The organism is Nonomuraea sp. NPDC049486, from assembly GCF_040676925.1.
GTDB lineage: Bacteria > Actinomycetota > Actinomycetes > Streptosporangiales > Streptosporangiaceae > Nonomuraea > Nonomuraea ferruginea.
In genome coordinates, this window is sequence record NZ_JBFAPV010000008.1 from 100,902 (window position 1) to 126,659 (window position 25,758).

27 protein-coding genes and 1 pseudogene are annotated in these 25,758 nt (G+C 70.1%); 18 read left to right on the forward strand and 10 right to left on the reverse strand.

Features of this window, described 5'->3' with window-relative positions; translation table 11 throughout:
* Positions 1–105 precede the first annotated feature (105 nt).
* The 4 genes from AB0K05_RS23500 (at position 106) to AB0K05_RS23515 (ending at position 3,617) form a co-directional block, all read left to right on the forward strand.
* A complete protein-coding gene (locus tag AB0K05_RS23500) occupies positions 106–1,248 on the forward strand; it encodes a histidine kinase (protein WP_364231610.1) in 1,143 nt (380 codons plus the stop codon).
* Positions 1,245–1,910, forward strand: a complete 666-nt coding sequence (locus AB0K05_RS23505; protein WP_271274773.1) for a response regulator transcription factor — start codon at positions 1,245–1,247, stop codon at positions 1,908–1,910. The genes AB0K05_RS23500 and AB0K05_RS23505 overlap by 4 nt, the downstream gene beginning before the upstream one ends.
* A 79-nt stretch (positions 1,911–1,989) precedes the next feature.
* The gene (locus AB0K05_RS23510) at positions 1,990–2,880 is read left to right on the forward strand and encodes an ABC transporter ATP-binding protein (RefSeq protein ID WP_148036336.1); all 891 of its coding nucleotides are present in this window, start codon (positions 1,990–1,992) and stop codon (positions 2,878–2,880) included.
* A complete protein-coding gene (locus tag AB0K05_RS23515) occupies positions 2,877–3,617 on the forward strand; it encodes an ABC transporter permease (protein ID WP_271274772.1) in 741 nt (246 codons plus the stop codon). Before AB0K05_RS23510 ends, AB0K05_RS23515 begins: the two co-directional genes overlap by 4 nt.
* A gap of 7 nt (positions 3,618–3,624) precedes the next feature.
* Here the strand turns inward: AB0K05_RS23515 and proC are convergent, their stop codons facing one another.
* Positions 3,625–4,419, reverse strand: coding sequence for a pyrroline-5-carboxylate reductase (gene proC / locus AB0K05_RS23520; RefSeq protein ID WP_271274771.1), 795 nt, complete (start codon positions 4,417–4,419; stop codon positions 3,625–3,627).
* Between the two features lie 51 nt (positions 4,420–4,470).
* A complete protein-coding gene (locus AB0K05_RS23525) occupies positions 4,471–5,352 on the reverse strand; it encodes a proline dehydrogenase family protein (RefSeq protein WP_148036333.1) in 882 nt (293 codons plus the stop codon).
* Between the two features lie 132 nt (positions 5,353–5,484).
* Between AB0K05_RS23525 and AB0K05_RS23530 the strand changes: the two genes are divergently transcribed.
* The 7 genes and pseudogenes from AB0K05_RS23530 to AB0K05_RS23560 all read left to right on the forward strand — a co-directional run bounded on the left by AB0K05_RS23530 (position 5,485) and on the right by AB0K05_RS23560 (position 13,485).
* Positions 5,485–5,943 carry a hypothetical protein gene (locus tag AB0K05_RS23530; RefSeq protein ID WP_148036332.1) on the forward strand — a complete coding sequence of 153 codons (459 nt, stop codon included), beginning with the start codon at positions 5,485–5,487 and terminating at the stop codon, positions 5,941–5,943.
* A gap of 151 nt (positions 5,944–6,094) precedes the next feature.
* Positions 6,095–7,966 (forward strand): molecular chaperone DnaK, encoded by a 1,872-nt coding sequence (dnaK, locus tag AB0K05_RS23535; RefSeq protein WP_148036331.1) that lies wholly within the window; start codon positions 6,095–6,097, stop codon positions 7,964–7,966.
* Positions 7,963–8,568 (forward strand): nucleotide exchange factor GrpE, encoded by a 606-nt coding sequence (gene grpE, locus AB0K05_RS23540; RefSeq protein ID WP_219544827.1) that lies wholly within the window; start codon positions 7,963–7,965, stop codon positions 8,566–8,568. Before dnaK ends, grpE begins: the two co-directional genes overlap by 4 nt.
* A gap of 19 nt (positions 8,569–8,587) precedes the next feature.
* Positions 8,588–9,769: a molecular chaperone DnaJ gene (gene dnaJ / locus AB0K05_RS23545; RefSeq protein ID WP_148036330.1), complete on the forward strand. Its 1,182-nt coding sequence runs from the start codon at positions 8,588–8,590 to the stop codon at positions 9,767–9,769.
* A 4-nt stretch (positions 9,770–9,773) separates the two neighbouring features.
* A pseudogene (locus tag AB0K05_RS23550) lies at positions 9,774–10,070 on the forward strand (helix-turn-helix transcriptional regulator); the annotation flags it as partial.
* 54 nt (positions 10,071–10,124) lie between these two features.
* Positions 10,125–12,695, forward strand: coding sequence for an ATP-dependent chaperone ClpB (clpB, locus tag AB0K05_RS23555; RefSeq protein ID WP_271274770.1), 2,571 nt, complete (start codon positions 10,125–10,127; stop codon positions 12,693–12,695).
* A gap of 178 nt (positions 12,696–12,873) precedes the next feature.
* Positions 12,874–13,485, forward strand: a complete 612-nt coding sequence (locus AB0K05_RS23560) for a hypothetical protein (protein WP_271274769.1) — start codon at positions 12,874–12,876, stop codon at positions 13,483–13,485.
* A gap of 4 nt (positions 13,486–13,489) precedes the next feature.
* Here the strand turns inward: AB0K05_RS23560 and AB0K05_RS23565 are convergent, their stop codons facing one another.
* A complete protein-coding gene (locus AB0K05_RS23565) occupies positions 13,490–14,020 on the reverse strand; it encodes a tetratricopeptide repeat protein (RefSeq protein ID WP_261809033.1) in 531 nt (176 codons plus the stop codon).
* A 165-nt stretch (positions 14,021–14,185) separates the two neighbouring features.
* Between AB0K05_RS23565 and AB0K05_RS23570 the strand changes: the two genes are divergently transcribed.
* Positions 14,186–14,437 (forward strand): hypothetical protein, encoded by a 252-nt coding sequence (locus tag AB0K05_RS23570; protein ID WP_148036326.1) that lies wholly within the window; start codon positions 14,186–14,188, stop codon positions 14,435–14,437.
* Between the two features lie 4 nt (positions 14,438–14,441).
* Here AB0K05_RS23570 and AB0K05_RS23575 read toward each other — a convergent pair whose 3' ends face one another.
* From AB0K05_RS23575 to AB0K05_RS23595, 5 genes are all read right to left on the reverse strand, one after another.
* Positions 14,442–15,098 (reverse strand): TetR/AcrR family transcriptional regulator, encoded by a 657-nt coding sequence (locus AB0K05_RS23575; RefSeq protein WP_148036325.1) that lies wholly within the window; start codon positions 15,096–15,098, stop codon positions 14,442–14,444.
* 118 nt (positions 15,099–15,216) lie between these two features.
* The gene (locus tag AB0K05_RS23580) at positions 15,217–16,293 is read right to left on the reverse strand and encodes a CapA family protein (RefSeq protein WP_148036324.1); all 1,077 of its coding nucleotides are present in this window, start codon (positions 16,291–16,293) and stop codon (positions 15,217–15,219) included.
* Positions 16,294–16,530: 237 nt separating this feature from the next.
* The gene (locus AB0K05_RS23585) at positions 16,531–16,932 is read right to left on the reverse strand and encodes a hypothetical protein (RefSeq protein WP_148036323.1); all 402 of its coding nucleotides are present in this window, start codon (positions 16,930–16,932) and stop codon (positions 16,531–16,533) included.
* A 355-nt stretch (positions 16,933–17,287) separates the two neighbouring features.
* On the reverse strand, positions 17,288–17,542 hold the full coding sequence (locus AB0K05_RS23590; RefSeq protein WP_364231617.1) for a DUF397 domain-containing protein: 255 nt from the start codon (positions 17,540–17,542) through the stop codon (positions 17,288–17,290).
* A 30-nt stretch (positions 17,543–17,572) separates the two neighbouring features.
* Positions 17,573–18,436, reverse strand: a complete 864-nt coding sequence (locus tag AB0K05_RS23595; protein WP_148036321.1) for a helix-turn-helix transcriptional regulator — start codon at positions 18,434–18,436, stop codon at positions 17,573–17,575.
* Positions 18,437–19,129: 693 nt separating this feature from the next.
* Here AB0K05_RS23595 and AB0K05_RS23600 point away from each other — a divergent pair.
* From AB0K05_RS23600 to AB0K05_RS23625, 6 genes are all read left to right on the forward strand, one after another.
* Complete coding sequence (locus AB0K05_RS23600; protein WP_364231620.1) at positions 19,130–19,357, forward strand: hypothetical protein; 228 nt, start codon at positions 19,130–19,132, stop codon at positions 19,355–19,357.
* Position 19,358: 1 nt separating this feature from the next.
* On the forward strand, positions 19,359–20,006 hold the full coding sequence (locus tag AB0K05_RS23605; RefSeq protein ID WP_219544821.1) for a hypothetical protein: 648 nt from the start codon (positions 19,359–19,361) through the stop codon (positions 20,004–20,006).
* A 117-nt stretch (positions 20,007–20,123) separates the two neighbouring features.
* The gene (locus AB0K05_RS23610) at positions 20,124–22,313 is read left to right on the forward strand and encodes a molybdopterin-dependent oxidoreductase (protein ID WP_364231623.1); all 2,190 of its coding nucleotides are present in this window, start codon (positions 20,124–20,126) and stop codon (positions 22,311–22,313) included.
* Position 22,314: 1 nt separating this feature from the next.
* Positions 22,315–22,926, forward strand: a complete 612-nt coding sequence (locus AB0K05_RS23615; protein WP_148036317.1) for an HD domain-containing protein — start codon at positions 22,315–22,317, stop codon at positions 22,924–22,926.
* Positions 22,927–23,046: 120 nt separating this feature from the next.
* Positions 23,047–23,868 carry a Rieske (2Fe-2S) protein gene (locus AB0K05_RS23620; RefSeq protein WP_187281588.1) on the forward strand — a complete coding sequence of 274 codons (822 nt, stop codon included), beginning with the start codon at positions 23,047–23,049 and terminating at the stop codon, positions 23,866–23,868.
* A 28-nt stretch (positions 23,869–23,896) separates the two neighbouring features.
* Positions 23,897–24,730, forward strand: coding sequence for an NAD(P)H-binding protein (locus tag AB0K05_RS23625; protein ID WP_364231627.1), 834 nt, complete (start codon positions 23,897–23,899; stop codon positions 24,728–24,730).
* Here the strand turns inward: AB0K05_RS23625 and AB0K05_RS23630 are convergent.
* The gene (locus tag AB0K05_RS23630; protein WP_148036314.1) at positions 24,727–24,948 is read right to left on the reverse strand and encodes a hypothetical protein; all 222 of its coding nucleotides are present in this window, start codon (positions 24,946–24,948) and stop codon (positions 24,727–24,729) included. The two genes, AB0K05_RS23625 and AB0K05_RS23630, sit on opposite strands and share 4 nt — an antisense overlap.
* A 30-nt stretch (positions 24,949–24,978) precedes the next feature.
* Positions 24,979–25,734: a sulfite exporter TauE/SafE family protein gene (locus AB0K05_RS23635; protein WP_148036313.1), complete on the reverse strand. Its 756-nt coding sequence runs from the start codon at positions 25,732–25,734 to the stop codon at positions 24,979–24,981.
* Positions 25,735–25,758: the final 24 nt, after the last annotated feature.

Genomic DNA, 25,758 nt, shown 5'->3' on the forward strand with positions numbered 1-25,758 from the left:
ATGCTCCCGTTTCCCTCGCCTTGAGGTGACGTTACCGCAGCGTCAACGGCAGGCGTCCAGACACCTCCCCCGGCAATGGCGGAGAAAATTCCGTAACATCGGATCATGGGCGTTCGGCAGCGGGCCCGGGACGCGTGGTTGTTCTTACGACGCCCACGGGTCTTCGACGTCACGCTCGTGGTCGTGCTCGCCGCGCCGGGGGTCGTCGCCGCCCTCGCCATCTGGCTGACCCGGGGCGAGGGCCTGATCTTCGCCACGCTCTACCTGATCACCGTCCCGGTCCTGCTGATGCGGCGCGAGCGGCCGGTCCTGACCGCCGCCCTGCTGCTCGGGCTGGACATCACCGCCACCTTCCTCGGGGTCGCCTCCGGCAGTCCGATCCTGCTGATCGGCCTCTACAGCCTGGGCCGTTACCTGGACGGGCGCAGGGCCGCGATCGCCGGCGGCGCCGGCGCCCTCCTGTACGCGGCCGCGCTGATCCTCGTGGCCAGGCCGTCCCCGGCGGCCGACCCTCTGGGGATCCTGCTGGCAGGCCTGTTCACTGTCGGGATTCCGGTAGGGCTGGGCCAGTTCGTCCGGATCCGCGCGGAGCTGCGCGAGCGGGCGCAGCGGGAGGCGGCCGACTCGGCGGTGCGGGCCGAGCGGCGGCGCATCGCCCGTGAGCTGCACGACGTGGTGGCCCACCACCTGAGCGTGATCAACGCGCTGGTGGGCGGCGCCAGGGCCACGCTCCCGCCGGAGCAGGAGGTCGCCCGTGACGCCCTCCAGGGCGCCGAGCAGACGGCCCGCCAGGCGCTGGCCGAGATGCGCCAGCTCCTCGACGTGCTGCGGGCCGACGGCGGCGGCGGCGCCGACGCGGCGACCGGGGTGGGCACCGACCGGCTGCCCGCGCTGGTCGAGGAGGCGGGGACCGCGGGGCTGCCCGCCCGCCTGACCGTGCGGGGCGAGCCGGTGGCGCTGCCCACCGCGGTCGACCACGCGGTCTACCGGATCGTGCAGGAGGCGCTCACCAACACGCGCAAGCACTCGGTGGGCGCCCGCGCGACCGTGCGCCTGTCGTACGAGAGCGCGGCGATCGAGGTCGAGGTGCTCGACGACGGCGCGTCCAAGCAGCCGGCCGCCCCGGCCGGGTTCGGGCTCGGCGGCATGGCCGAGCGCGTGGCGCTGTGCGGCGGGCGGTTGTCGACCGGCCCCCGTGAGGAAGGCGGTTTCCGCGTGCACGCGCGCATCCCCCTGGAGAAGACGTGATCTCTGTGTTGCTGGTGGACGACCACGCGCTGGTCCGCAAGGGCTTCCGGCTGATGCTGGACGCGCAGCCGGACCTGACCGTGGTGGGCGAGGCGGGCGACGGCGCGGAGGCCGTGCGGCTCAGCGCTGAACTGCGGCCCGACGTGGTGGTGATGGACCTGCACATGCCCGGCCTGGACGGGGTGCGCGCCACGGAGCTGATCATCGGCGGGCAGCCCGGCGTGCGGGTGCTCGCGCTGAGCACCTTCGACCTGGACGAGAACGTGGTCGCGGCGCTGCGCGCGGGCGCCTGCGGGTTCCTGCCCAAGGACGTCTCGCCGGAGGAGCTGGTCGAGGGCGTGCGGGTGGTGCACAGCGGGGAGGCGGCACTCGCGCCCCGGCTGCTCACCCGGCTGATCGGCACGTTCGTGCGGGCTCCCGAGCCCCGGCGCTCCGCGTCGCGCGGGGCCGGCAGGCTGGACGCGCTCACCGACCGCGAGCGGGAGATCCTGACGCTGATCGCGCGCGGCCTGTCCAACGCGGAGATCGCCGCCGGGCTGGGCGTCTCCCCGTCCACGATCAAGAACCACGTGACGAGCCTGTTCGCCAAGATCGAGGTGCGCGACCGCGCCCAGGCGGTGATCGTGGCGTACGAGGCCGCGCTGGTCAGCCCGGGAGAGTAGGACCACGGTCCTATGGGGCCGGGCCGGAACCGTACCTCGGGCCGACGATAACGATCTTCAGGGCGATCATGCTGGGTCCATGACCGCGATTCGGGCAACCAACCTGAGCAAGCGCTACGGCAAGACCATGGCGGTGACCGACCTGTCGTTCGACGTGGAGCCCGGCCGGGTGACCGGGTTCCTGGGGCCCAACGGCGCGGGCAAGTCGACGACGATGCGCATGGTCCTCGGCCTCGACCACCCGTCGGGCGGGTCCGTGCTGGTCGACGGCAAGCCCTACCAGGAGCTGCGCCACCCGCTGCGCAAGGTGGGCGCGCTGCTCGACGCCAAGGCCGTCCACGGCGGGCGCAGCGCCCGCAACCACCTGCTGGCCATCGCGCAGAGCAACGGCATCCCGGCCGCCCGGGTCGAGGAGGTGCTGGAGCTCGTCGGGCTGGGCAACGTCGCCGGACGCCGCGTCGGCGGCTTCTCGCTGGGCATGTCGCAGCGGCTCGGCATCGCCGCGGCCCTGCTCGGCGACCCGGAGATCCTGCTCTTCGACGAGCCGGTCAACGGGCTCGACCCCGACGGCATCCTGTGGATCCGCACGTTGATGCGCGGGCTCGCCGCCGAGGGCCGCACGGTCTTCGTCTCCAGCCATCTGATGAGCGAGATGTCGCAGACCGCCGACCATCTGATCGTCATCGGCAAGGGCCGGCTGATCGCCGACACGAGCGTGCCGGAGTTCATCGGGCGCAGCTCGCAGGGCTACGTGCTGGTGCGCTCGCCCCGGCTGGCCGAGGTGGCCGAGCTGGTCAAGGTGGGCGAGCTCCACACCGACCACCTGCGGGTGACCGGGGTGTCGCCGCTGGAGATCGGCACGATGACCGCCAGGGCGGGGCTGCCGCTGGAGGAGCTGACGTTCGTCAAGCCCTCGCTCGAAGCCGCCTACATGGAGCTCACCAAAGACAGCTTGGAGTACACGTCATGACCGATGTCCTCCGGTCCGAGTGGACCAAGATCCGATCGGTGCGGTCCACGCTGTGGACCCTCGCCACCACCGTCGTGCTGATGCTGGGCGTCTCCGCCCTTCTCAGCGCCTCGGTCAGGAGCACGGCCGACGGGCCGGTCCCGGGCGAGCAGGCGATGATCGTCAGTTTGCAGGGCGCGTCGCTCGCCGCGCTGGCCATGGCCACCCTGGGTGTTCTGGTGATCTCCGGCGAATACCGCACCGGGGCCATCCGCACCTCGCTGATGGCCGTGCCCCGGCGGATGAGCCTGCTGACCGGCAAGATCGTGGTGTTCACGGCGGTCTCGCTGGTCGTCTGCCTGCTCGCGTCGGCCGGCGCGATCGGCGTCGGCTTGGCGATCTTCCAGCCGGCCTCCGTCGAAGCGGGCGAGATGGCGCGGTCGGCGCTCGGGTCCTCCCTCTACCTGACCGCGTGCGGGCTGTTCGGGCTGGGGCTGGGCACGCTGATCCGGCACACGCCGGGCGCGATCGTGTCGGCCATCGCGCTGATACTGGTGCTGCCCCCGCTGACCACCCAGCTCCCCGGCGAGTGGGGCAGGACCGTGTCCGAACACTTCACCACGAACGCCGGCGCGCTGATCGTGTCCGGCCAGAGCACCGGCTCCCTGGGCCCGTGGAGCGGGTTCGCGGTCTACCTCGTCTGGGTCGCCGCGGCCATGCTGGCGGGCGCCGTGCTGATGCGGCGGCGCGACGCCTGACCTCGGGTCAGCCCGACGCGAGCTCGCGGCCCCGGTCGCGGGCCGCTTCGATGGCCGCCAGGAAGGCCGCGCGCACGCTGTGGCGCTCCAGCTCGGCGATGGCCGCGATCGTGGTGCCGCCCGGGGAGGTGACCGCCTCGCGCAGGATCACCGGGTGCTCGCCCGAGTCGCGGAGCATGACGGCCGCGCCCACGATCGACTGGGTGACCATGTCGAGCGCCGCCGCCCGGGGCATGCCCAGCAGGATCCCGGCGTCGACCATGGCCTCCACCAGGTAGAAGAAGTAGGCCGGCCCGCTGCCCGACAGCGCCGTGGCGGCGTCCTGCTGCGACTCGGGGATGCGCAGCACCTTGCCGACCGGCCGCAGCAGGTCTTCGGTGCGCCGCAGATGGTCCTCCCCCGCGTACGCGCCCGCGGAGATCACGCTCATCGCCTCGTCGAACTTGATGGGCGTGTTGGACATGACCCTGACCACCGGCGTCTCGTGCCCCAGCCGCTGCTCCACGAAGGCCGTGGTGATGCCGGCCGCGGCGCTGATCACCAGGCGGTCGGCGGGCAGGTGGGGGGCGATCTCGTCGAGCAGCGCGCCCATGTCCTGCGGCTTGACCGCCAGGATGAGCGTGCCGGCCGACTTGGCGGCCTCGGCGTTGGAGACGGCGCGCACCCCGTAGGTCTCGGCCAGCGCCCGCGCCCGCTCCGGCCGGCGCACCGTGGCCAGCACGTCGCCCGGCTTGAACCCGGCCCGCAGCATCCCGGACAGCAGGGCCTCGCCCATCTTGCCGGTGCCGAGAATCGCGATCATCAGATGCCCCTCACGCATTAGACGCCGGTCGCAGCCTACCGGCGTCTCCGGTCAGCCCCGCGACAGCAGCGACCGGGCGAAGAACGCCAGGTTGGCGGGGCGTTCGGCGAGCCTGCGCATGAGGTAGGCATACCAGTCGGCGCCGTACGGGACGTAGACCCGCATCCGGGCGCCCTGCGCGGCCAGCCTCTCCTGCTCGTCCGGGCGCACCCCGTACAGCATCTGATACTCGAACCCGTGGTGGTCGCGCCCCTCCAGCACGGCCAGGGTGGCGGCGATGCCGATCAGCCGCGGATCGTGGGTGGCGACCATCGGATAGCCGGTGCCGCCCATCAGCACCCTGAGGCAGCGCGCGTACGAGCGGTCGATGTCGGCCGCCGAGGTGTAGGCGCCCGGCGCGGTGTAGGCCCCCTTGCACAGCCGCACCCTGGCCCCGTCCAGCTTGACGCAGCGCTCGGCCGAGTCGCGCAGGTAGGCCTGCACCACCACGCCCACGCCGGGGTGCTCCTTGCGCAGGGTGGTGTGGATGGAGTGGAGGCCGGGGATGGTGTCGTGCTCCTCGGCGTCGAGGGTCAGCGTGATGCCCCGCAGCGCGGCGGACTCGCAGATGGTGGCGGCGTTGTCGAGCGCGAGCTGCTCCGACAGCCGCAGCCCGAGCGCGGTGAGCTTGACCGACACGTCGGCGCCTTCGGGCAGCACCCGCAGCAGCTCCAGATAGGCCCGGACGGCACCCTCCGCCTGCGCCCTGTCGTGGACGTCCTCGCCCAGGTGGTCGACGGTGACGAGCAGGCCCCTGCGGGTCAGCTCGGCGACCGTGCGGGCGATGTCGTCGGCGACGTAGCGCCTGACCACGTCGCGGGTCAGCGGCGAGGTGGAGATGACGCGCTCGGCGCGCGCGCTCCGGGAGACGGCGAGTAGAGCCTGACGCAGCACGGCTCAACACTACTCACCGCGCCTGCGCCTGCCGCCCACTCCGGTGTCGCCGTACGGCCTGATTTCCCAAGGGGCCTCCACAACGGGGTCAACCGGCTGAACCGGAGGCCTGTCACATCCGTCGTAGGGGTTATGCGCACAGCGACAGCGACTCTCATCGCCGGATGTCTCGTCCTCGCCGCCGGGTGCGGCGCCGAGCGGCCCGCCGAGCAGGCCGCGTCCCCCGGGCCTGACACGCCGGTGTCCAGCACACCCGTGGCCGACGTGGTCACGACCACCCCGCCGGCCACGCCCAAGCCGGTCAAGCCGACGGGCGACGCGCTCAACCCGCGCAAGGTGCGCTTCACCGAGGCGACGCCGGTGTCGAAGGGGCGCCAGGTGCGGCTCACGTGGTGGTCAGGGGTGGAGCCGTGCACGGTGCTCCACCGGGTGAAGGTCAAGGAGACGAAGAAGCGGGTGACGGTCACCCTGTACGAGGGCACGTCGCCGAAGGCGAAGAACGTCTCCTGCATCATGATCGCCATCGAGAAGAGCACGACGGTCAAGCTCAAGTCCCCGCTGGGCAAGCGGAAGATCGTGAGCGGCGTATGACGGGGTAAGCGGGAACCCCTAGGGGAGATCTCAGGGGAACAGAACGCCCTTGTCAGGGGTTGAGTCGAGTACGCTCAAGGCGTTTGACAAAGCACGCCTCCATTCGTAGGTTGAGCGTAACCGACTCAACTTTGACTACAAGGACGTACTCATGGCACGTGCGGTAGGTATCGACCTGGGGACGACCAACTCCGTCGTCTCGATTCTCGAGGGCGGTGAGCCCACCGTCATCGCCAACGCGCAGGGCTCGCGGACCACGCCGTCCGTGGTCGCGTTCGCGAAGAACGGCGAGGTCCTGGTCGGCGAGGTCGCCAAGCGACAGGCCGTCACCAACGTGGACCGGACGATCCGGTCCGTCAAGCGGGAGATGGGCACCAACTGGTCCCAGGAGATCGACGGCAAGAAGTTCTCCCCGCAGCAGATCAGCGCCTTCGTCCTGCAGAAGCTCAAGCAGGACGCCGAGGCCTACCTGGGCGAGAAGATCACCGACGCGGTGGTCACCGTCCCGGCCTACTTCAACGACGCCCAGCGCCAGGCCACCAAGGAGGCCGGCACGGTCGCGGGCCTCAACGTGCTGCGCATCATCAACGAGCCGACCGCGGCCGCGCTCGCGTACGGCCTCGACAAGGAGGAAGACCAGACGATCCTGGTCTTCGACCTGGGCGGCGGCACCTTCGACGTGTCCCTGCTCGACGTCGGCCAGGAAGACGGCCACGGGTTCGTCGAGGTCAAGGCCACCAGCGGCGACAACCACCTCGGTGGTGACGACTGGGACCAGCGCGTCGTCGACGAGCTCGTCAAGCGCTTCCAGAACGCTCACGGCGTCGACCTGTCCAAGGACAAGATGGCTCTCCAGCGCCTGCGCGAGGCCGCGGAGAAGGCCAAGATCGAGCTGTCGGCCCAGTCCGAGACCTCGATCAACCTGCCCTACATCACCGCCTCCTCCGAGGGCCCGCTGCACCTCGACGAGAAGCTGACCCGCGCCGAGTTCCAGCGGCTCACCGCCGACCTGCTCGAGCGCTGCAAGGGCCCGTTCCACCAGGTCATCAAGGACGCCGGCATCAAGGTCTCCGACATCGCCCACGTGGTGCTGGTCGGCGGCTCGACCCGGATGCCCGCCGTCACCGACCTGGTCAAGGAGCTGACCGGCGGCAAGGAGCCCAACAAGGGCGTCAACCCGGACGAGGTCGTCGCCATCGGCGCCGCCCTGCAGGCCGGTGTGCTCAAGGGCGAGGTCAAGGACGTCCTGCTGCTCGACGTTACCCCGCTGTCGCTGGGCATCGAGACCAAGGGCGGCATCTTCACCAAGATCATCGAGCGCAACACGACGATCCCGACCAAGCGCTCCGAGGTCTTCACCACGGCCGAGGACAACCAGCCGTCGGTGCAGATCCAGGTGTTCCAGGGCGAGCGCGAGATCGCGGCCTACAACAAGAAGCTGGCCACGTTCGAGCTCACCGGCATCGCGCCGGCGCCCCGCGGCATCCCGCAGATCGAGGTCACCTTCGACATCGACGCCAACGGCATCGTCAACGTCTCCGCCAAGGACCTGGGCACGGGCAAGGAGCAGACGATGACGATCACCGGCGGCTCCGCGCTGCCGAAGGACGACATCGACCGCATGATGCGCGAGGCCGAGTCGTACGCGGAGGAGGACCGCAAGCGCCGCGAGGAGGCCGAGGTCCGCAACAACGCCGACGGGCTCGCCTACCAGACCGAGAAGTTCCTGCGAGAGAACGACGACAAGGTCCCCGGCGACATCAAGACCGAGGTCAACGACGCGCTCGCCGAGCTGAAGAAGGCTCTGGAGGGCACCGACACCGACACGATCCGCAACTCGGCGGAGAAGCTCGCCACGGTCAGCCAGAAGATGGGTTCGGCGATCTACGCGCAGAGCCAGGGCCAGACCGCGGGCGGCCCCGAGGGCGCTCCCCAGGACGCGTCCGCCACCCAGGAGCAGAAGGCCGACGACGACGTCGTCGAGGCCGAGATCGTGGATGACGAGCCGAAGAAGGACAAGTGAGGCCGTTGCGTGAGAACGGGCACGAAGAGCCGGTGATCCGCGACAACCGCAAGATCGACCCGGAGACGGGGGAGGTAAGGGTGCGAGCCGAGAACGATTCGGCCAAGCAGGACCAGCAGCAGGCGCCGGCGGAGTCCGCTCCGGCCGACGCCGAGCTCCAGGCCCAGCTGGACGAGCGGACGGCCGACCTGCAACGTGTTCAGGCCGAGTACCAGAACTACCGCCGTCGCGTGGAGCGCGACCGGGTGGCCGTGCGAGAGCAGGCCACCGCCAACGTCCTCTCGGAGCTGCTGCCCGTGCTCGACGACATCGGCAGGGCCCGCGACCACGGTGAGCTCACCGGCGGCTTCGCGGCGGTGGCCGAGTCGCTGGAGGCGGTGCTCACCAAGCTGGGGCTCAGCCCGTTCGGTCAGAAGGGCGACCCGTTCGACCCGGTGATCCACGAGGCGCTGATGCACAGCTACTCGCCCGAGGTGACCGAGCCGACCGCGGTCGAGGTGCTGCAGCTCGGCTACCAGATGGGCGACCGGGTGCTGCGCCCGGCGCGCGTGGCCGTGGCCGAGCCGGGCGACTCACCCGCGTCCGATGACGACGACAACTGACGAGGACGAAGGGCCGTAGATGAGCACCAAGGACTACCTGGAGAAGGACTACTACGCCGTCCTTGGTGTGCCCAAGTCAGCCACCGCCGACGAGATCAAGAAGGCGTACCGGAAGCTGGCCAGGCAGTACCACCCCGACACCAACCAGGGCGACACGGCCAAGGAGAAGAAGTTCAAGGAAGTCTCCGAGGCCTACGACGTCCTGTCCGACAGCAAGCGCCGCAAGGAGTACGACGAGGCGCGCACGCTGTTCGGCTCCGGGGTGGGCGGCCAGCGTCCGGGTGGTGGCGGCGGCGGTTTCCCGTTCGACTTCGGCGACCTGTTCGGCGGCACCGGTCAGCAGACCTCCGGCCAGGGGGCGGGCGACCGCTTCAGCGACCTGTTCGGCGGGCTGTTCAACCGGGGCGGCACGACCCGCCCCGGCACCGCCACCAGGCCGCGCCGCGGGCAGGACATCGAGTCGGAGGTGACGCTGTCGTTCACGGAGGCCGCCGAGGGCACCACGGTGTCGCTCAGGCTGACCAGCTCGGCGGCCTGCACCGCGTGCAGCGGGACCGGCGCCAAGGCCGGCACCACCCCGCGGGTCTGCCCGACCTGCGAGGGCACCGGCGCGGCCAGCCGCAACCTGGGCAACTTCGCCTTCTCCGAGCCGTGCCGCGACTGCAAGGGCCGCGGGCTGCTCGTGGACGACCCCTGCCCCGTCTGCGAGGGCAACGGCCGGGCCAAGAGCACCCGCACGATCCAGGCGCGCATCCCCGCGGGGGTGGCCGACGGGCAGCGGGTCAGGCTCAAGGCCAAGGGCGCACCGGGCGAGAACGGCGGCCCATCCGGCGATCTCTACATCGTGACGCACGTCAAGCCGCACACCGTCTTCGGCAGGTCGGGTGACAACCTGACCGTCACGGTCCCCGTGACGTTCTCGGAGGCGGCGCTAGGCGCCGAGATCAAGGTGCCGACGCTCAAGGGACTGCCGGTGACACTGCGCATCCCCTCGGGCACGCCGAACGGGCGCACGTTCCGCATCCGCGGCCGGGGTGTCACGCGCAAGGACGGCACCAAGGGCGACCTGCTCGCCAGCGTCGAGGTCATGGTGCCGAAGACGCTCGACGACAAGTCTCGTGAGCTGCTCACGGAGTTCAACACCGCCACAGCGGCCGAGGACCCGCGGGCCGATCTCATCTTGAGAGCCAGAAGCGAGTGAGCCCATGGACGCCAACTACTTCGACCTGTCGGACGACACTCCTGTTTACGTGATCTCGGTGGCCGCGCAGCTGTCGGGTCTGCATCCGCAGACCCTTCGGCAGTACGACCGGCTCGGTCTGGTCTGTCCGGGCCGTACGGCGGGGCGCGGCCGCCTCTACTCCACAAGAGACATCATCCAGCTGCGCGAGGTCCAGCGCCTCTCCCAGGAGGAGGGCATCAACCTCGCCGGCATCAAGCGGATCCTGGAGCTGGAGAACGAGTCGTTGCGGCTGCGTGAGGAGGTTCACCGCCTCCGCGCCGAGCTACAGATGATCAAGGCGCTGATCCGTTACGAGCTGCCACCGGGGGCGTAGATGGAATACAAGCTCACTCAGAAGAGTCAGGAGGCGCTCTCGGGCGCCATGCGGCGGGCCGCCGCCGAGGGCAACCCCGAGATCTCCCCGCTTCACCTGCTGACCACGCTGCTCTCGCAGACGGGCGGCACCGCCGTCCCGCTGCTGGAGGCGGTCAGCGCCGACTGGCGGACGCTGCGGGCCAAGGCCGAGGAGCAGCTCGCGGCGCTGCCCAAGGCTCAGGGCGCGACCGTGGGGGCGCCGACGAGCTCCCGCCACCTGCTCACGGTGATGAACACCGCCGCCCAGCACGCCAAGCGGCTGGAAGACCAGTACGTGTCGACCGAGCACCTGCTGGTGGGCCTCGCCGCCGACGGCGGCCAGGCCGCCGACCTGCTGAAGTCCGCGGGCGCCACCCCGCAGGCGCTGCTCGACGCGTTCGAGAAGGTACGCGGCCACGCCCGGGTCACCAGTGAGACGCCCGAGGACACCTACCAGGCGCTCGAGAAGTACGGCATCGACCTGACCGGGCAGGCCCGCTCGGGCAAGCTCGACCCGGTCATCGGCCGCGACTCGGAGATCCGCCGGGTGGTGCAGGTGCTCAGCCGGCGCACCAAGAACAACCCGGTGCTGATCGGCGAGCCCGGCGTCGGCAAGACGGCCGTGGTCGAGGGCCTGGCCCAGCGGATCGTGGCCGGCGACGTGCCGGAGTCGCTGCGCAACAAGCGGCTGATCGGGCTCGACCTGGGCGCGATGGTGGCGGGCGCGAAGTACCGCGGCGAGTTCGAGGAGCGGCTCAAGGCCGTGCTCGCCGAGATCAAGGAGAGCGACGGCCAGGTCGTCACGTTCATCGACGAGCTCCACACCGTCGTCGGCGCGGGAGCCGCCGAGGGCGCGATGGACGCGGGCAACATGCTCAAGCCGATGCTGGCCCGCGGCGAGCTGCGGATGATCGGCGCGACCACGCTCGACGAGTACCGCGAGCGCATCGAGAAGGACCCTGCGCTGGAGCGCCGCTTCCAGCAGGTGTACGTGGGCGAGCCGACGGTGGAGGACACCATCGCGATCCTGCGCGGGCTGAAGGGCCGCTACGAGGCCCATCACCAGGTGCAGATCGCCGACAGCGCGCTCGTCGCCGCCGCAGCGCTCTCCGACCGCTACATCACCAGCAGGTTCCTGCCCGACAAGGCCATCGACCTGGTCGACGAGGCCGCCTCCCGGCTGCGCATGGAGATCGACTCCCGTCCGGTGGAGATCGACCAGCTCCAGCGGACCGTCGACCGGATGAAGATGGAGGAGCTGGCGCTCTCCAAGGAGACCGACGAGGCGTCCGTACAACGCCTGGAGCGGCTCCACCAGGAGCTGGCCGACCGCCAGGAGGAGCTGAACGCCCTGGTCGGCCGATGGGAGCACGAGAAGGCGGGCCTCAACAAGGTCGGCGAGCTGAAGAAGCAGCTCGACGAGGCGCGCGGCACCGCCGAGCGGGCGCAGCGCGACGGCGACTTCGAGACCGCGTCCCGGGTCATGTACGCCGACGTGCCACGCCTGGAGCAGGCGCTGAAGGCCGCCTCCGAGGCCGCCCCCGACGAGAACGCCATGGTCAAGGAGGAGGTCGGCCCCGACGACATCGCCGAGGTGATCTCGTCCTGGACCGGCATCCCGGCGGGCCGCCTGCTGGAGGCCGAGACGGCCAAGCTGCTGCGCATGGAGGAGGAACTGGGCAAGCGGCTCATCGGCCAGCACGAGGCCGTGCGCGCGGCGTCCGACGCGGTGCGGCGCAGCCGGGCCGGCATCGCCGACCCCGACAGGCCGACGGGCTCGTTCCTGTTCCTCGGCCCGACCGGTGTCGGCAAGACCGAGCTGGCCAAGGCGCTGGCGGAGTTCCTGTTCGACGACGAGCGGGCGATGACCCGCATCGACATGAGCGAATACTCCGAGAAGCACAGCGTCGCCCGGCTCGTCGGCGCGCCTCCCGGCTACGTCGGCTACGAGGAGGGCGGCCAGCTGACAGAGGCCGTCCGGCGCCGCCCGTACACCGTGGTGCTGCTGGACGAGGTGGAGAAGGCCCATCCGGAGGTCTTCGACATCCTGCTCCAGGTGCTCGACGACGGGCGGCTGACCGACGGTCAGGGCCGCACGGTCGACTTCCGCAACACGATCCTGATCCTGACGTCCAACCTCGGCTCCCACTTCCTCGTCGACCCGACGATGGAGAACGGCGCGAAGCGCGAGGCCGTGATGGGCGCGGTGCGCAGCGCGTTCAAGCCGGAGTTCCTCAACCGGCTGGACGACGTGATCCTGTTCGACGCGCTCGGCTCCGAGGAGCTGACGCGGATCGTCGACCTGCAGGTCGACCGGCTGGCCCAGCGGCTGGCCGACCGCAGGCTGACCCTGGAGGTCACGCCGGCGGCCCGCGAGTGGCTGGCCCTGACGGGCTACGACCCGATGTACGGGGCGCGCCCGCTGCGCCGCCTGGTCCAGTCGGCGATCGGCGACAAGCTGGCCAAGGCGGTGCTGTCCGGCGAGATCGTCGACGGCGACAAGGTCCTGGTCGACCTCGGCGACGACGAGCTGTCCGTCCAGCGGGCCTGACACACCCACGCGAACGCCCGGAGGCCATCCTCCGGGCGTTCGACGTTCCCGCCCGGGTCATCCGCGCACCCGGTTCGTAAGGTTCGGTCCAGCCTTCCGGCAAGCCGCCTCCAGTCCCTCGCGCGTCTGGCTAGCTTCGCGTTCGTCGGATCACCGAGAACGATCAGGGGGACGGGACGTGCCGACTCGAAGCATCCGGGGAATTCTTGCCATCGCCACTCTGACCGCGGGGGTCACCTGGCTGGGGGCGAGCTCCGCGGCCGCCGACGACTGCCGGGAAACCCGGACCAGCATGGGCTCGCCCGCCGCGGCGCTCTGCGACGAGCTCACCAAGGTGCGGCTGAGCGACAGCACCGGCCCGCTGCTCGGGTCGGAGAGCACCCACCTGGCCCTGGGCGCCGTCAGGCTGGCCGAGCACCTGGGCCTGACCGGGCTGGCCACCTCGCATTCGGCGATGGGGCTGTCGGACCTGGGCGGCGTCATGGCCACCTCGGCCATGCCGTCGGCGCTGCCCGCCGCGCCGACGGTGGCGGGCGTGACGAGCCAGGCCAAGCTGCCCGCCCTGCCCGCGCTGCCGGTGAACACCAGGACCGGACGCTATCCCTCGAAGACGGCGCCGCGCTCGTCGTCGGGCGTCCCGCTCGACCTGACGCGCCCGGTCGGCAAGACCAAGGACCGGCTCGTGCGCCGCACGCTGCCTCAGGGGCCGCGGCCGCTGAACGAGACCAAGCTCCCGGCCGACTCCCTCGACGGCGTGACGGGCCTGCTGCGGAGCCTCGACCTGCGCTGAGGGATCAGGAGACGAGGGCGTCGATCTCGTCCTCGGGCAGGCCCAGGTCGAGTCGGATGCGGTAGCGGGTGCGCAGCATCGACACCCGCTCCGGATCGTCGGAGTCGCAGGTCAGCAGGGCCTGGGTGACCCATTCGTGGCCCGCCTCCAGGTCACCGTAGGCGACCAGCGTCTCGACGATGCTGTGGGCGGTGGCCGCCGAGACACCGCCCTCGGCGCGGATCGCCTCGATGACCTCCCTCGCCTCGTCGTGCCGGTCGAGCTCGAAGAGGGTGTCGGCGATGCCTGCGCGCGGGTCGATGCCCGTCTCGCCGCCGTCTTCCAGCGCGCGCTGGAAACACTCCAGCGCGCGAGCGGGCTGGCCTGCCGCGCGCCACTCCTCCGCCGCCTGGACCAGGATGGACGCCCTGGATACGTCGCCGCTGGAGTAGTCGAGCGCTACGTCGTACAGCCGGCTGGCCAGGGAGCCGTGGTCGTCGGCCAGCAGCGCCTGCTCAAGCAGGCGATCAAGGTGCTCACGGGTCACATGCGCCACAACGCGAGACTACCGACCGCGGTGCGGTTTCGCCCGCTCAATACGCATCGCCGATGCCCTGATGAGACCACCACGAAACGTCATCGAGTCCTTACGCCATGCATATATGCGCAGGTCGTTGGGCATATACCGGTCACTTCGCGCCCGCGAGCGGAAGGGGCTGGGATGGGCAGGTCCAAGCAGATGACGTTCGCGCTGGCGCTCGCCGTGGTGTTGTCGGCGGTGGGGCCCGGGGTCGCGGGCTACCTTTCGGCCCGGCTCGAAGGGGTCGAGGCGGCCGAGCGGAGACTGCGGGTCCTGGAGGCCCAGCTGGAGGCGAGCCGGCAACGGTTGATCCGGCCGATGTCGCATTCCGAGGCGTGCGCGCGGCCCGGCGAGCCCCACTGGCTGCCGGAGCTGCTGGAGGCCGGGGGCTGACGCGCTAGTCGGGCTGCGGCGTGTACGACCTGAGCTGGCGGGACAGGAAACCCCGCACGAGCTGCCTGGCCGCGTCGATGATCTCCTCCGAGCCGTTCTGGTCGTAGCGGAAGGCCAGCTTGAGCACCGCGTCGCAGGCTTCGACGGCCACCAGCGCGGCGATGTCGAGCTCGTGGCTGTCGGCCAGGCCGAACTCGTTGAGCAGCAGCCCGCGCAGCCGGCCCGCGATCACGGTGTTGTTGTCGGAGTCGGAGTCGAGCAGGTTGAGGTCGACCACGTCACCGAACTGGAGACTCTTGAACCCGGGCACCGAGCGATGCATGTCGACGTACTCGTCGATGATCGCGTCGATGGCCTCCCACCAGCCGCGGTAGTCCTCCTCCATGAAGCGCCGCCCGACCCGGGTGACGAACAGCTCCACGTTGCGCCGGGTCAGCTCCTGCGTGATGGCGCGCTTGTCGGGGAAGAACTGGTAGACCGAACCGATCGCGACCCCCGCCCGGTCGGCGATGCGGGTCGTGGAGAGCGATTCGTAGCCGATCTCGTCGAGGAGCTCGGCGCAGGCGTCGAGCATCCGCTCGACCCGTCGGGCGCTGCGGCGCTGCGTGGGCTGTCGCCGGAGCGGCTTCGGCGACGCACAGTCATCTTCCAGTCGCGGCATGGACACGACCTCATCTTCCCCCTCCAGGCCCGATCGTTACCCGCGATTGACCGGATTTCCTGGGAATCCACTGAGCCCGGCCGCCCGAATGTGGAGATCCCGGACATCTTCCACGCCGTCAGGGCCGGGCGTCCAGCTCGGTGCAGGAACGCAGCGCCTTCCAGTCGGCCACGGCCTGCTTCCTCGCGGCGCCGGTCATCGGGACCGGCACGCCGTTCTGGATGGTGGCGGGGGTCCACTGGTCCTTGAGGATCTTGCGGCCGTTGATGGTGAGGGTCAGCACGCCGGTGCGGCCCGTGGTGGCCGGGTTGGAGTTGTAGAAGACGAAGTTGCCGAGGCCGTAGCTGACGTACGCCTTGCCGAGGTATCCGGCCCCCAGCAGGATGTGCGCGTGCCCGCCGACCACCACGTCGGCGCCGGCCTTGACGAGTTTGGGGGCCAGGGAGAGCTGCGCCGGGTTCGGGCACTTCTGCATCTCGGTGCCCCAGTGCAGGTGGACGATGACGGTGTCGGAGTTCTTGCGCGCCTGCCGTACCGCCTTGATCAGGCGCGGCTCGTCCTTGGCCGACGCGAGCCCGCCCTTGCCGGGGGCCGCGGTCCAGGCGTTGATGAACTCGGAGTCCAGCACCTGGGTCGCGCCGATGATCGCCACCCGGTTGCCGTTCACCGTCTTCCTGAACGGCTTGAACGCCTGGTCGTCGTCCCTGCCGATGCCCACGATCGGGAACCTGGACTTCTTGATCGCGGCGAGCGAGTCGGCCAGGCCGGTCTCCATGTAGTCCATGCCGTGGTTGTTGGCCATGGAGGCCACGTCCACGCCGGCGGCCTTGAGCGCGGTCAACGCGCTGGCCGGGGCCCGGAACGTGTACTGCTTGCCGGGCGCCGGGGTGCCGCCAGTGGTGATCGCGGTCTCCAGGTTGATCATGGCGAGGTCGGCCTTGCGCAGCACCGAGGAGATGGGGCCGAGCGCGGTGCGCGGGTTGTCCAGCCGGGACCGCAGGAAGCCCTCGAAGTGCACGTCCCCGCCGAAGGCGATGGTGTACGGCTCGCGCTCCGGGGTGGCGGGGGCCGTCGGCTCGGCCGAGGAGGTGGCCGCGGCCTGCCGCTGCCGCTCGGGCGCCTCCGATCCGGCGGCCGTGCAGGCGGCGAGTGAGGCCATGACGGCCAGCACCGAGAGTGCGCGGGGGAAGTTCATCGGGGGCGCCATCCAGCTCAATCGGGACATCTGGGATTGAGCATGCCATGTGCTGCCGATTGCCGCGTAGTGCCCCCACCTTGACCTACGGGCAGTTATGGAGTTGTTGAGTCAAGTCATCGGGGCAGCCGAGCGCCGCCGGAGAAGTCCTGTGGTGCCCACCTCGTGGGCGAGATCATCGGCCCTTGCTCCAGGCCGGAGGTCACGGGTGAATACACGACTCCATCAACGGAGTAGTCACGACATCAGCGCGTACACGAGAGGCACCAGGAGGAGCGTCACGATCAGCCCGGCTACCACGCCCGCCCAGACGTGGCCCGCGAACCATTGCCACAGCCTCCAGGGCCAGCGCCACCATCGGCTCGCAGGCGGTGAGCAGTGGCGCTGAATCTCCGCCACGATGTCTTCGACGATGGAATCCGGCGGCTCGCCGTTGACGAAGAGCCGAACCTCCCTGGCGCGGGAGTCGCCGACCACCCTGATCCAGTAGCCGCATGAGGGCTTCCCGACGTTAAGGGTGATCTGCCTCAGCTTGCTAGCCAGTGCTTGGTCGACATCGGGACAGGTGCGCAGCGTGCCCGATCTGGTCTCTCCCTGCACCCGGCAGGCCAGGGACAAGCGGTTCGAGAACGCCTCCACTCTCCGAAGGCAGCGAGCAACGGTTGACCGGTCACTCACGGACCAGATCCTGTCCATGTCGCGGGGGGCGTACATGATGACTCCTGGCAAGTGCTCATGAGCATTACGTGAAATGGGTGGCCCGCGGGAGGCCGGCATGGGAGTATTCATGCGAGACATACGGCAGACGTCGCGGACGCATGGAGGGCGCAGCCCCCATGACGAGGGCACGACGAGTTGATCATTGAGCGCGGCTTGCGCCATGATGTGCGAGAAATCTTGCGTTCGCCAAGCGAACGGGGACCCGAGGGTCGTTGACGAGCCTCTTCTGGAACGGCCCTGTCCGGTTGTGCCATCAACCTGCCAGGGCCGTTTTTCACGCGCTGGCCTGCAGAGCCTCCAGGTCGAACTCTCCATCCCTGACCCCGGCCGTGAAGGCGGCCCACTCGGACGGGGTGAAGACCAGGACGGGTCCGTCCTGAACCTTGCTGTCCCTCAGCGCGACATTCCCGTCGGCGAGGGGGGCGACCTCAACGCAGCTGCTAGCGCCGTTGCAGAAAGTGCTCTTCTGCCATGCCGCCGTCTTGTGATGGATAGACATTTTCTCCCCAAATGGGCAAAGGGGCACCATTGCCCCTTTTGTTCTGATCGATCGCTGACCTCAGCCTCGCCACATCATCGCCTTGCGCTGGATGAGCACGCGTGTGTCGTCCTCGTCCAGCGCCTGTGACCTGATGTTTTCGAAGGCTGCCTCGTAGCCCGCTACCCGCTCGAGGTCGTCGACGAAGTCAGCAGTATAAAGCTGCTCCAGATACACCACATCGTCGAATTCCGCGAACTTGAGGTGGATGAACGCACCCGTGCTTACGGGGTGCAACGCGTCCATGGGCAATACCTGAACGCTGACGTGGGACAGAAGAGACAACTCCAGGAGATGCTCCATCTGTGCCCGCATCACCGAGGGCTCGCCGAAGCGGCGCATCAAGGCGGGCTCGTCCAGCACGAAGCGCATCTCACATGGATCGGGGCGGTGCAGCACGCGCTGCTGCCTGTCGAGGCGGGCCTCGACCCTGCTCCTGACTCCGCTGTGGGTGATGCGCGAGATGCCACGGACGGCCAGGACGACCTCTCTGGCGTAATCCTCGGTTTGGAAGAGGCCGGGCACAATCTGGGGTTCCCAGTTGCGCTGGATGATGGCCTCCGCCTCCAGCCCGAGGAATCTTGTGTACTCCTCAGGCAGGGCGTCTTCGTAATCTTCCCACCAGCCCCGCTGATCCGCATCCCGCAACAGGCCGAAGAGTTCGTCAAGTTTGGCTTCGTCGAGACGGTAGAGCTTCCCCATCGCCTTGACGTCGTCTGCGCTGGGCATGGTCTTGGCGGCCTCGATCCGCGAGACCTTGCTGGGGGACCAGCCGAGCTCCTTGGCGGCCCTGGCGCCGGTGAGCTTGCGTCGCTCGCGGAGAAGCCTGAGCTCCTGGCCGAGCCTGAGCTTGCGGACAGTCGGACTGCCCTGCGTCGGTGGCACCGTCGACTCTCCTTGCCGGGATGAAGGTGTAGCCGGAGTGAACCGTTTCGAGCCCGCGGTCTTGGGCCGTTCCACCAATCTTACACTGCAACTTGCACGAGTACTCCCATTTGCTCTTGCCAAGAGCCTTCCACGGAGAGACGGTGTCAAGCAAGCAGAGCTTCTGCCCGGGGGAAAACGGGGAAGGGGGCAAGGTGACGACCTCTTGTGCTGGCCTGACTACGTTCAAGGCCACTCCGTGCAAGTTGCACAGCAACAAGAAGGCACCTTGCGGAAGAAACGGGAATATTTCTTGCGGGAGGCCTTGCAGCAAGGCAATCTCCGGGAGACGATCGAGACACGAGGGATCTCTCTAGAGGTGAGGAGGCCGACATGACCGCACGGCCCCGCCCGCAGAGGACCCCCACCACGACTTACGCGCGGCTGGTCAGGCCGCAAAACCGGCAACGGCGCCGTCCCGGAAATGGACACCATCACAGGGAGGCCGTCAGCCGGAAGGATCCCGCACTGAGTTAAAGAGTCATCGCCGCGATTGTCGCTCGCTTCAGAGCACACGAAGCAGGAACAACAAAGCCGGACCGAGGCCGCGCACTCATCCGCCGCAAATGGGCTGCCACCCAGCGGCGCGACGGTCGTCGGCCTGCAGTCCGGCGTAAGAAGCCACCTCTGTGATGCCGCGAAAGGGGTCTTCTCATGTACTCACAAGGTACCAAGGGACTCAGCCGACGCAAGTCCCGGGTGCTCACCCGCCTCCAGGAACTGCTCGCCTGGGCGGACCGCGAAATCTGCATGGAACCCGACGAGTTCGCCTACCGCCGGGGCTGGACGGTCACCAGGACCGGCTTCGGCTCCCGGCGCTACCGCGACCCACGCTTCGACCTGATCAAGATCCCACCACGGGTCCCGGAGGAGGTGTCCTGACATGGCGAGGAACCCGCGCAACCAGATCTACCCGGGCTACGAGGACCTGCCCGCCCCGCGCGGCTCGGGACCCCTCACCAGGCTCTGGCGGTTCCGTACCGAATTACTGCTCCTCGCCGGGCTCGCGCTGCTCGTGCCGGCCGTCCTGGGCGCCACCCAGGAGGGCAGATGGCTCCCGTTCGTCCTGCTGAGCAGCGCCGTCTCGGTGCCGGCCGCGACGCGGTTCGGCCGCAACTGGGCCGTCGCGCACTTCTGGTGCGTGGTGTCCCGCCACCGGCTGCAGCGGGTCTGCCTGGAGACCACCCTGCACACCCGCGCCGGCCGCATCCCGCTGGTGCTGTGGATCACCCCCACGGCCACGGGCGAGAAGGCCCTGATCCTGACCAGGGCCGGCATCAGCGCCGAGGAGTTCGAGGCCTACGCCGAGGAGATCGCGGCGGCCTGCTGGGCCAGGACCGCCGCAGTCTACAAGCACCGCACCCGCGCGAACCTGGTGATCGTCGAGGTCGTCAGGCGGGACGTGCTCCCCGGGGCCGTCTCCCCCGGTCTCGACCGGCTCTACGGCCGGCGGACCTGGATCCCGCTCCGGCCCGACCTCGACGAGCCGCCTGATCTGCACCGGCCGCTGGTTCTGCAGCGGGCGGGCTGAGGACCTAGGGACCCGCGCCTCCCTAGGAAAAGCCCCGGAGACCGCGGGGGCTCCGGGGCTTCCCCATGTCCCGCGTACGAGTCAAGATGAGTTCAGCTTACGAACTCAGGAGTCGTGATGACGTCGACCGTCCACCGGACCTGTCCCTTGTGCGAAGCCGTCTGCGGCCTGACGCTGACCCTCGACGACGGCGGCCACGTGACCAGCGTGCGCGGTGACAAGGCGGGCCCGTTCAGCAAGGGCTTCATCTGCCCGAAGGGCGCCAGCCTCGGCAGGCTGGACGAGGACCCCGACCGGCTGCGCGCGCCGCTGATCCGGGAGGGCGACCGGTGGCGCGAGGTGAGCTGGGACGAGGCGTTCGCGGCCGTCGAGCGGGGGCTCGCCGAGGTGACCGCCGCGCACGGCCGCCAGTCGGCCGCCGTCTACCTGGGCAACCCGAGCGCGCACACGATGGCCGGCGCGCTCTACGGCGCCCCGCTGATCAAGTCGCTCGGCACCCGCAACGTCTTCTCCGCCAGCACCGCCGACCAGATGCCCAAGCACGTGGCCAGCGGGCTGATGTTCGGCCATCCGCTCGCCATCCCGGTGCCCGATCTGGACCGCACCGGCTACCTGCTGATGCTGGGCGCCAACCCGCTGGAGTCCAACGGCTCGCTGTGCACGGCTCCCGACTTCCCCGGCAGGCTCAAGGCGCTGCGCCGGCGCGGCGGGCGGCTCGTCGTGGTCGACCCGCGCCGCACCCGGACCGCCGCGTCCGCCGACGAGCACGTGTTCGTGCGCCCGGGCACCGACGCCTACCTGCTGTTCGGGATCGTCCATACGCTGTTCGCGGAGGACCTCGTCACGCTCACCCACCGGGTCAACGGGCTCGACGAGGTGCGCGAGGCGGCCAAGCACTTCCCGCCCGACCTGGTGGCCCGCCGCACCGGCGTGCCGGCCGAGGTGATCGTACGGCTCGCGCGGGAGCTGGCGGCGGCCGACAGGGCGGCGGTGTACGCCAGGATCGGCACCTGCACGGCCGAGTTCGGCACGATCGCGCAGTGGCTCGTGGACGTGCTGAACACGCTGACGGGCAACCTGGACCGGCCGGGCGGGGTGATGTTCCCCAAGGCCGCCACCGAGTTCGGCGGGCGGCGCGGCCCGTACCGGGTGGGGCGGTGGCGGAGCCGGGTGCGCGGCCTGCCGGAGGCGAACGGCGAGCTGCCGGTGGCCACGCTCGCCGACGAGATCGAGACGCCGGGCGAGGGGCAGGTCAGGTTCCTCGTCACGGTGGCGGGCAATCCGGTGCTGTCGGCGCCGAACGGCGACCGCCTGGACCGGGCGCTGGCCGGGCTCGACTTCATGGTGAGCGTGGACCCGTACCTCAACGAGACCACCAGGCACGCGCACGTCATCCTGCCGCCGCCGCGGATCCTGCAGTCGGGGCACTACGACTTCGCGCTGCTGGGCTTCGCGGTGCGCAACTACGCCCGCTACTCGCCGCCGCTGCTGCCGCTGGGGGACCGGCCGTCGGAGGCGCTGATCCTGTCCAGGCTCGCCATGATCGCCTCCGGGCTCGACGGCGACCTGGACGAGTTCGTGATCGGCCAGCAGCTGGCCAAGGCCGTGGAGACGCCCGGTTCCGGCGTCGAGGGCAGGGACCCGGCGGAGCTGCGCGCCCTGCTGGAAGGCGAGACCGGCGCCGAGCGGCGGCTGGACCTCATGCTGCGGCTCGGACCCTACGGCGAGTGGGCCGGCGGGGGCGACCTGTCGCTGCGCAAGCTGCTCGACAACCCGCACGGCATCGATCTCGGCCCGCTGGAGCCGCGGCTGGCCGAGGTGCTCAGGACCGCCTCGGGCGTGGTCGAGCTGGCGCCGCCGCTGCTGTTGGAGGACGTGGACCGGCTGCGCGCGGGGCTGGACGCCGAGCCTCCCGAGCTGGTGCTGATCGGGCGGCGGCACCTGCGCTCCAACAACAGCTGGATGCACAACGTGGGCCCGCTCGTGGGCGGCAGCAACGCCTGCACGCTCCAGATCAACCCGGTCGACGTGGCCAGGCTCGGGCTCGGCGGCGAGGCCGTGGTCCGCTCGGCCACCGGCGAGCTGACGGTGCCGCTGGAGCCGACCGACACGATCATGCCGGGAGTGGTCAGCCTGCCGCACGGGTGGGGGCATCAGGGCAGCTCGCAGACGGTCGCGGCGAAGCACCCGGGGGTCAGCGCGAACACGCTGACCGACGAGTCCGCTGTGGACGTTCCGTCTGGTAACGCAGTGTTCAACGGAGTTCCGGTAAGAATTTCACCTACCAGTATGATCAGCGCACATTAAGGTGTCGCGCGTGACTATCGTGCCAGAAGAGGACCGCCTGACCACCCAGATCGCCTTCGCCGTAGAGATCGACAAGCTGAAGCGGATCGTCCGCCGCAACCTGCTGATGGACGGTTCCAGGCGGGAGAACGACGCGGAGCACTCCTGGTACGTGGCCACGCTGGCGATGGTGCTGGGCGAGCACGCGCCGCCGGGCACCGACATCCAGCGCGTCATGGCCATGCTGCTGGTGCACGACCTGGTCGAGATCGACGCGGGCGACACCTTCATCTACGACCCGGTGGCGGTGGCCGCGCAGGCGGAGGCCGAGCGCGCCGCCGCCGACCGGATCTTCGCGCTGCTGCCCGACGGGCAGGGCACGCCGCTGCGGGAGCTGTGGGAGGAGTTCGAGGACCGCAAGACGCCCGAGGCGAGGTTCGCCAAGGCGCTCGACCGGTTCGCGCCGATCCTGGCCAACCACCACACCGAGGGCGGCACCTGGCAGCTGTTCAAGGTGACCGCGGCCCAGGTGAGGGAGAAGGTCCGGCTGATCGAGGAGGGCTCGCCGTCACTGGGGGCGTACGCGCGCGCGATCGTCGAGGAGTCGGTCGCCAGGGGTCACCTTCCCGAGTGACGTCCGCACCCCTGGGGTAGGGGACTTGTCGTGAAAGAGACAGTACGGGCGAGACGTCGGCACTTGCGGCGTTTCGTGGGACCGGTCGATCTCACTGACCGGCTTGAGAAGTCCACGTCCATGGACCGGCCGATCCGCGCGCTGGCCAAGACCATGCGTCAGCGGCTCCGCCCAGGCCTGGTCCGCGACCTGCTGCACGGGGTGCCCACGGGCAAGCCGGCGCACCCGCCCCTGGCCCAGGCGGCCCTGGGCTGCTGGATCTCGGCCACCCTGCTCGACGCGGCCAAGGCCGATCAGCGCGCCGTCCGGCTGCTGCTGGCCGCCGGCATCGCCACCTCGCTGCCCACCGCCGCCGCGGGACTGACCGACTGGTCGTCTCTCCACCAGGAGCAGCAGCGGGTGGGGTTCGTGCACCTGGCGGCGAACGTGCTCGCCCTCGGGCTGTTCTCGGGCTCGCTGCTGGCCCGGGTACGCGGTCGCGAGCGGGCCGGCCGCGCGCTGTCGTACGCCGGGCTCGCCGCGGGCGGGTTCGGCGGTTATCTGGGCGGCCACCTGGCCTACCGCATGGCGGCGGGGGCCAACCACGCCCCCCAGGTCTCCCACCTGGTGCCGCTGGGCTGGCACGACCTGTGCCTGCTGAAGGACCTGCCGGACGGCCGCCCGGTGTCGCGGCGGCTCGGCTACATCTCTCTCTTCGTGCTGCGGCGCGCCGAGAACGTCACGGTGATGGTCGACACCTGCCCGCATCTGGCGGGCCCCCTCCACCAGGGCAGGCTCGTCGAGGAGGACGGCGAGGCGTGCGTGGTGTGCCCGTGGCACGGCAGCACCTTCCGGCTGGACGACGGCTCGGTCCGGCACGGTCCGGCCACCGCGCCCGCGCCCACGTTCGAGACCCGGCTGCGCAAGGACGGCACGATCCAGGTGCGGCCGAGCTTGACCTGAAGTCGAGTTGAGGTTTTACGGTCGCCGCATGAGCACGATTCTGGTGACCGGCGCGACCGGCAACGTCGGCGGACATGTGGTGAGAGAACTCGAACGGGCGGGCCTGCCGGTGCGCGCCCTGGTGCGCGACCCGGCGCGGGCGCGGCTGCCTGAGCGGGTGGAGACGGTCGCGGGCGACCTGACCAGGCCCGAGACGCTGGAACCCGCCCTGGCGGACGTGGAGACGGCGTTCCTGGTGTGGCCGGGCTTCGCTGCCCAGACGGCCGAACCCGTGGTCGAGGCGCTCGCCGGGCGGGCCAGGCGGGTGGTCTACCTGTCGGCGAACGTGCCCCAGGGCGACGGGGAGCCGACGATCTTCCATCAGGAGCTGGAGCGGCTCATCCGCGCCTCCGGGATGAGCTGGACGTTCCTGCGGCCGAGCGGCTTCGCCGTCAACACCCTGGGCTGGGCCGACCAGGTCAGGACGGGCGTCGTGCGCTGGCCGTACGGGCAAGCGGGGCGCACCCTCATCCACGAGAAGGACATCGCGGCGGTGGCGGTGCACGTGCTGACCTCAGCCGGGCACGGCGGCGCGGCCTACCCGATCAGCGGGCCCGAGGTCCTCACCCAGGCCGAGCAGGTGCGGATCATCGGCGAGGTGATCGGCCGCGAGGTGCGCTGGGAGGAACTGCCGCCGGAGCAGGCGCGCGAGCAGTTGCTGGCGGCCTGGGGCGACGCGAACTTCGTGGACGCCGCGCTGGCGGGCTGGCGGAGCCTGGTGGACTCCCCCGAGGAGGTCACGGACGTCGTGGAGAAGCTGCTGGGCAGGCCGGCGCTGCCGTTCCGCTCCTGGGTGCGCGACCACGAGGCCGACTTCCGCTAGTCCTTCTCGTCGGCGGGGTGCTCGACCAGGGCGAGGATGCGGCTGGACATGAAGCGGGCGGTCCGGATGACGGTGCCGCTCCTGGTCACCTCGGTCACCTCGACGAGCCCTCGCCGGGTGGCCACCTCGACGCGGCGGCCCGCGCGGGTGGCGACGACCTCGTACGTGCGCGGGGTGCCGCCCGCGTCGATGACGATCTCCACCCGATCACCCTTCATGTACTGATTTATGCCCAGAATGTCGGGAAATTATCCGTACACCAGTTTGATTATCGCCACGATCCCCACCGCCACGATGACCACGCGCAGCAGTGGCGCGGGGATGCGGCGCCCGACCTTCGCCCCCAGGAAGCCGCCGATCATCGCGCCCAGGGCCACGGCCAGCACCGCCCACCAGTCGACGTCCGCGATCAGGACGAACAGCACGGCGGCGGTGGAGTTGACCACCAGCGAGAGCACGTTCTTGGCCGCGTTCACCCGCTGCAGGTGCTCGTCCAGGAAGCTGCCGAGCAGCCCGATGAGCAGCACGCCCTGGGCGGCGCCGAAGTAGCCCCCGTAGACGCCCGCCCCGAACACCCCGAGCCAGAGGGCGGGGCCGCCGTGCGGGTGCGCGTGCTCGCGCCGGGCGGCCAGCCAGAGGTTGAGCCTCGGCTGGATGATGACCAGCACACAGGCCAGCCCGATCAGCACGGGGACGACCACCTGGAAGACGTCCGGATCGAGGTAGAGCAGCAGGATCCCGCCGGCCAGCGAGCCGAGCGCGGACCCCATGGCGAGCCTGACCAGCCGGTCGCGCTGCCCGCGCAGCTCCGCGCGGTAGCCGTAGGCGCCGGTGACGGAGCCGGGGACGAGGCCGACGTTGTTGGACACGTTCGCCACGACCGGATCGACGCCGACGGCGACCAGGGTGGGGAAGGTGATCAGGCTCCCCGAGCCGACCACCGCGTTGATCGCCCCGGCCGCCATCCCGGCGACCCACACGGCGAGCGCTTCCCAGACCGTCACCCCGACCCCTTCCCAGCATCAGCG